Source organism: Lentzea cavernae (assembly GCF_014653695.1).
GTDB lineage: Bacteria > Actinomycetota > Actinomycetes > Mycobacteriales > Pseudonocardiaceae > Lentzea > Lentzea cavernae.
Genome location: NZ_BNAR01000022.1, coordinates 117040 through 123092, shown reverse-complemented (window position 1 = coordinate 123092; position 6053 = coordinate 117040). Strand labels below are relative to the sequence as shown.

General features: G+C 66.5%; 4 protein-coding genes and 1 rRNA gene. 4 read left to right on the top strand and 1 reads right to left on the bottom strand.

The features are described 5' to 3' along the window. Nucleotides 1–124: 124 nt before the first annotated feature. Nucleotides 125–241, top strand: a 5S ribosomal RNA gene (gene rrf, locus IE307_RS41690). A 62-nt stretch (nt 242–303) separates the two neighbouring features. On the opposite strand, the gene IE307_RS41685 is transcribed toward rrf, so the two are convergent. Beyond that, complete coding sequence (locus IE307_RS41685; protein WP_191305007.1) at nt 304–2130, bottom strand: KAP family P-loop NTPase fold protein; 1827 nt, start codon at nt 2128–2130, stop codon at nt 304–306. 456 nt (nt 2131–2586) lie between these two features. Between IE307_RS41685 and IE307_RS41680 the strand changes: the two genes are divergently transcribed. Genes IE307_RS41680 through IE307_RS41670 form a run of 3 tightly spaced genes read left to right on the top strand, consistent with a single transcriptional unit; the run spans nt 2587 to nt 6020 of the window. Continuing rightward, a complete protein-coding gene (locus IE307_RS41680; protein WP_229905570.1) occupies nt 2587–4218 on the top strand; it encodes a circularly permuted type 2 ATP-grasp protein in 1632 nt (543 codons plus the stop codon). A 9-nt stretch (nt 4219–4227) separates the two neighbouring features. Beyond that, nucleotides 4228–5175: an alpha-E domain-containing protein gene (locus IE307_RS41675; protein WP_191305005.1), complete on the top strand. Its 948-nt coding sequence runs from the start codon at nt 4228–4230 to the stop codon at nt 5173–5175. 2 nt (nt 5176–5177) lie between these two features. Further along, the gene (locus tag IE307_RS41670) at nt 5178–6020 is read left to right on the top strand and encodes a transglutaminase family protein (protein WP_191305004.1); all 843 of its coding nucleotides are present in this window, start codon (nt 5178–5180) and stop codon (nt 6018–6020) included. Nucleotides 6021–6053 lie beyond the last annotated feature (33 nt).

The following is a 6053-nucleotide window of genomic DNA, read 5'->3' as shown; positions in this document are numbered from 1 at the left end:
GACTTGTTACAAAGACGCTACGCATCCACTGTGCGGTTCTGGAAGAACAACCAGAACCGATCGAGCCCACTGGCAGGGGTAACTCTTGCTGGTTCGGGGTTCAGGTTGAACATTTCCATAGTGTTTCGGTGGTCATAGCGTTGGGGAAACACCCGGTCCCATTCCGAACCCGGTAGTTAAGCCCTTCTGCGCCGATGGTACTGCACTGGTTACGGTGTGGGAGAGTAGGTCGCCGCCGAACTTAATTTGCCCTGCGGGTCGAGCGCCATTTAGTGCGCGCTCCCCGCAGGGCTTTTTTCGTGCTCAGAACAACCTGTCCGCCAGCTCTGCCACCGCTCGCGCGTCGCAGTCGCGCAGCAGCTCACGCAGGTTCGCCGCGGCATTCCGGTCCGAGTACGCGAATCCCAGCTTGGCGATCGTCCTGCCCCACTCGACGTCGTCATCGGCGGCTGCGGCCAGATCGCGCCAGCTCCCACGCGTTCGATGCAGATAGGCCGGCCATCGCGTGGCGATCTCCGCGACGGCGACGAGGTGGCCGGCTTCCGTGGCATCCACTGTGCCGAGCATGCGCAGGTAGAACTGCCAGACGTTCAGCATCCGCTTCTCCTCGCGGACCGACTGCTCGGGCTGGGCTCGGAGGCGGTGACGCAGGTGTTCGCGCACTTCCGGATGCTTCTCGATCGCGATGACGTCCTTGTTCAGCCTCTCGAGGGTCGCGATCTCGGCCATGGAGAACAGACCAGGTGCGGAGGGGGCCTCGGCTGGGGCGGTCTCGTCTTCGCGGTGGACGGGACCGAGTTGCGACAGGAGCACCTGGTCGATGTTGTCCGCCGTGGTGCGAGGCACTCGCACCGGCAGTTGGACGAGCTTGCGCAGGAACGTCCAACCAGGACTCGGGTCGTCGGGATGGGTCACGATCCCGGCGTCGGCGAGCTCCTTGTAGGCGTTGTCGACGTGCGCCGCCACGACGGTGGTGTCGAGACCGAGCACGAACCTCATGGCGGGGAAGTCGTCCGACAGGAAGACGTTGATCGCCTCGAACACCTGCGCCGTGGTGCGGGGAGTACAGCGGTCGAGGTCGTCGATCAGCAGGATGAGTTCGTGGTCGTCAGCCGCTAGGTCCTCCACCAGTGCAGCGACGTCGTGCTGCACCAGGTAGAGGTAGCCGGCTCGGGCGTTGTAGTAGGGATCGCGGATCAGGGGATCCGTTGTGACGCCTGCGAAGGCGTTGCTGACTACCGGCCCGGCGAACAACTCGCCCGGCAGGAACGCCGACGCCCTGGCGAACAGGTACCTCAACGCCGTGTGCAGCACCCCCGCCGACGCCAGGCCGGCGGTCACCCACCACGCCCAGCCGAACTTGAGGTTGGTCAGCGCGTTCAGGACGGACACCCCGAACCCCAGCGCCGCGAGTGACAGGAGCGGCGAGAAGGTGCGCCGCCACAACTGGCGTTGGAGGTGCCGGCGGTCCACCCGGCTCGCGTTGCGGGTGAACCAGTACCGCTCACGAGCGTTCTGCTGCGGCATGATCGCCGATTCGGCCGCCTCCGTCACCACCTTGGCGAGACCTGCCCAGACCTGCTCGCTCGACTGGTGGCGCCACGGGTTGAACGACACGATGACGGGCCTGGGCGACGGCAGTGTTCTCGGAGGCCGTGTTCGGGTGCGTGGCCGCCACAGACGCCGGTCCGCCGCGAAGACGGTGAGCCTGCGCCCTTTCGGGATGTCCGACGGCGGTGGGGACAGCCTGCCCTGCACGAGTTCCAGCACTGTGCTCTTACCCGAACCCCATGCGCCTTCGACGGTGATGACCGTCGGCGCTTCGGCACATCTGGGCTGGAGCATGTCCGCGAGGGCCGCCACGAGTGCGCCGCGGTCGAGCAGGTCCTGCCGCGCCACCCGGTCGCTGAACCCGTAGGTCGACACCAAACCGGTCAGCGCCGACAACGGCAGCTGCGGGTCCCAGATGTTCAACTCCCCGGTAGGCCCACCGGACGCGATGCGAGGCCGGTCGTCCGGTCCGGTGAAAGCGAGCAGCACCGAGACCTTGCATTCTGGGCTCTGGCTCACGAGGTCGCCGGTGCGCAGGTTCCAGAGCTTGATCGAACCGCCCTCGCTTCCCGACGCCAACAGCGGAGCACCTGCGGCGGAGAACAGTTCTAGTGTGGTGACGGGGGTGACATGCCCGGTCAGCCGCCGAGCTTCGCCTGAGCCTTGAGTGACGACGATGTCCGTGTCGTGAGCTTCGATCAGGAAGTCTGATGTGACCAGCGAGCGGCGTGGACCGGGTGGTCTGACCACGATGAGGTCAGGTACGAGGAGATCGGCTTCACCGGTGTCCAGGTGGAACGTCTCCCTCCGGCGCCCGTCGAAGTACGCCGTCATCTGGCGGATCCCGGGGTCCTCATTGACTGCGAGGCCTGTGATGGGTGAGCGGAACTCGATGGTGCGTTCGAGTTCCATCCGTTGCGGCTCGGCTGAGGTCACGCCTGCAAGGTCGGGCACACGGTGGGTTTCGTTTCCAGGACGTTTCTTGTCCGGTTGGACTAGTGCGCGATCGACGCGGCTGGGTTCAAGATGTGGACCATGGAGCACCGAGCCCGCACCTCAGGACTGCGCCGCAGCCGCACGGTCACCGCGCCGAGGCTCGGTGAGCTGTTCGACGGCTATCTGAATCCCGCACGGCCGCATGCCGGCGCCTACGACGAGATGTTCTCGAGCGACAACGGGGTGCGGTCGGCGTATAGGGCGCTGTACGAGTCGGTGGCTCCGTCGCAGGTCAACGACCTGAACGCGCGGAGTGAGGCGCTGGGCAGGGCTTTCGTCGACCAGGGGATCACGTTCTCGCTGAGCGGGCAGGAGCGGCCGTTTCCGCTCGACCTGATTCCTCGGATCATCACCGCGAGCGAGTGGTCGAAGCTCGAGAAGGGGATCGTTCAGCGCGTGCGCGCGTTGGAGATGTTCCTCGCGGACATCTATGGAGATGCGCAGATCATTCGGGACGGAGTGTTGCCGCGGCGTCTCATCACGTCGTGCGAGCACTTCCACCGTGAGGCTGCCGGTATCAGTCCGCCCAACGGGGTGCGCATCCACGTGTCGGGTGTGGACCTGGTGCGGGACGAGCAGGGGACGTTCCGGGTTCTCGAGGACAACCTGCGGTGTCCGTCCGGGGTCTCGTACGTCATGGAGAACCGGCGGACGATGGCGCGGGTGTTTCCCGACTTGTTCGCGCGGCATCGCGTGCGCGCGGTGGGGGACTACGCGGTGCATTTGCTGCGGGCGTTGAGGAATGCTGCTGCGCCCAACGCGGCTGATCCGAACGTTGTGGTGCTCACGCCTGGGTTGGCGAACTCGGCGTACTTCGAGCACTCGTTGCTGGCGCGGCAGATGGGGGTGGAGCTGGTCGAGGGGCGGGATCTGTTCTGCCGCGACAACTTCGTGTACCTGCGTACGACCGAGGGGGAGCGGCAGGTCGACGTCATCTACCGGCGCATCGACGACGAGTACCTGGACCCCGTGCACTTCCGGCCGGACTCGGTGCTGGGGATCGCCGGGCTGTTGAACGCGGCGCGGGCGGGCAACGTCGTGGTCGCCAACGCCGTGGGCAACGGGGTGGCGGACGACAAGCTCGTCTACACGTACCTGCCGGAGATCGTCCAGTACTACCTCGGTGAGAAACCGTTGCTGCCCAACGTGGACACGTTCCGGTGCTGGCTGCAGGACGAGCGGGCGCACGTGCTCGACAAGATCGACGAGCTCGTCGTGAAGCCCGTCGAGGGGTCCGGCGGGTACGGGATCGTGTTCGGGCCGGACGCGACGGTGAAGCAGCTGAACTCGTTGCGGAAGCGGATCAAGAGCAATCCGCGCGGGTGGATCGCGCAGCCCGTCGTGCAGCTGAGCACGGTGCCGACCAAGATCGGCGACAGGCTGGCGCCTCGGCACGTGGACCTGCGGCCGTTCGCGGTCAACGACGGCAACTTCATCTTCGTGCTGCCGGGCGGGTTGACGCGCGTGGCGTTGCCGGAGGGCAGTTTGGTCGTCAACTCGTCGCAGGGCGGTGGGTCGAAGGACACGTGGGTGCTGGCGGCCAAGTCGTCCACCCAGGAGCGGGAGCTCGCGGAGCCCGGGCTCGCCAGGTCGTCCGACATGGAGGCCACGGCCGCCGAGCAGGGGCCGGAGTTCACCACTTCCCAGCAACAGCAACAACAGCAGCAGTAGGGAGGCGCGGTGCTGGCACGCAACGCTGAGTCGCTGTACTGGATCGGCCGTTACGTCGAACGGGCCGATGACACGGCGCGCATCCTGGACGTCTCGGTCCACCAGCTGCTGGAGGACGCCACCGTCGACCCGGACGCCGCGTCGCGGAAGTTGCTGACGGTCCTGGGGATCACGCCGCCGGCCGGGGCGGACCAGTTCGACGTGTGGTCGTTGACGGAGCTGGTGGCGTACAACAAGGACAACCCCAGTTCGATCGTGGCGTCGGTCAACAGCGCGCGCGAGAACACCCGTGGGGCGCGTGAGGTCGTGTCGACCGAGATGTGGGAGTGCCTTAATGCGATGTGGAACGCCGTCGCGGAACGGCAGACCTACGCGCGCACGATGGGTCCGCACGCGTTCTTCAGCTTTGTCGAGGAGCGGGCAGCGATGTTCGCCGGGCTCGCGGACTCCACGATGTCGCGGGACGACGGGTGGCGGTTCCTCGTCCTGGGACGCTCTGTCGAGCGCGTCGACATGATCGTGCGGCTGCTTTTGGCTCACGTCGGGGACAAGGCGTCTTCGCCTGGGTGGGTCACGGTTCTGCGGTCTGCCGGTGCGCACGACACGTACCTGAGGACCTACCGCGGTGCGTTGGACGCGTCGAGAGTGGTGCAGTTCCTGTTGTTGGACAGGCTCTTCCCGCGGTCGGTGTTCCACGCGCTGAGGCAAGCGGAGTCGTGTCTGGAGCAGCTGGAGAACCAACCGTCCGTGCGCGTCGGTGCGCGCGCGGAGGCGTTGAGGTTGTTGGGCAAGGCACGCAGTGAGCTCGAGTTCCTGCGGCCGCACGACCTGCTCGACGACCTGCCGAAGCGGCTCGCGGCCCTGCAGAAGACGGTCCGTGACGTCGGTGAGGCCGTGTCGCAGCAGTACTTCCACGTGGCGCCGTGGGTCGCCTGGACGAACACCGAGGTGGGCTGACCATGAGCTGGCGAGTGCGTGTCGTGCACACGACGGGTTATCGGTACGAGGCACCTGTCGTGCAGTCGTACAACGAGGCACGGCTGACACCGCGCGGTGACCGCCGTCAGAACGTGATCGTGTCACGCGTCGAGACCACCCCGGCCACCCGTGCGTTCCGCTACACGGACTACTGGGGCACGGAGGTCACGTCATTCGACCTGCACGCGCCCCACAAGGAACTGGAGGTCGTCGCGTCCTCGGTCGTCGAGACGAGCGCGGAGATCGAACCGGTCACCACAGGAACGTGGGCCGACCTCAAAGCGGACAACATCCTCGACCGCTACACGGAGTTCCTCGAACCCACGCGCTACACGCCGCGCAACCGCGAGCTGCTGACGAAGGCGCGCGAGCTCAAGAAGGGCCACACGCCGTCCGAGGCCGTGCTGGCCGCCTCGCGGTGGGTGTGGGAGCAGCTGATGTACCAGCCGGGTTCGACGGGCGTGCACAGCTCGGCCGTGGACGCGTGGCACGAACGCAAGGGCGTCTGCCAGGACTTCGCGCACCTGACGCTGGTGTTGTTGCGCGGCATGGGAATCCCGTCGCGGTACGTCTCGGGGTACCTGCACACGAAGGAGGACGGCGCGCTGCGGGAGACGGTGCGCGGCGAGTCGCACGCGTGGATCGAGGCGTGGACCGGCGGGTGGTGGGGCTACGACCCGACCAACGCGATGCCGGTCGGGCCCCGGCACATCTGGGTCGCGTTGGGACGCGACTATGCGGACGTGGCGCCGTTGAAGGGGATCTATTCGGGTGGGGCGGCAACGGCCCTGGAGGTCACCGTGGACATCACACGCCTTGCGTAGGGCACACCGTTTTCACCCGAATGAGCGCCTTCT

What these genes read in the sequence shown, in the direction of transcription:
- IE307_RS41680 (WP_229905570.1), top strand. Translation starts at nt 2,587, where the DNA reads ATGGAGCACCGAGCCCGCACCTCAGGACTGCGCCGCAGCCGCACGGTC.
- IE307_RS41670 (WP_191305004.1), top strand. Translation starts at nt 5,178, where the DNA reads ATGAGCTGGCGAGTGCGTGTCGTGCACACGACGGGTTATCGGTACGAG.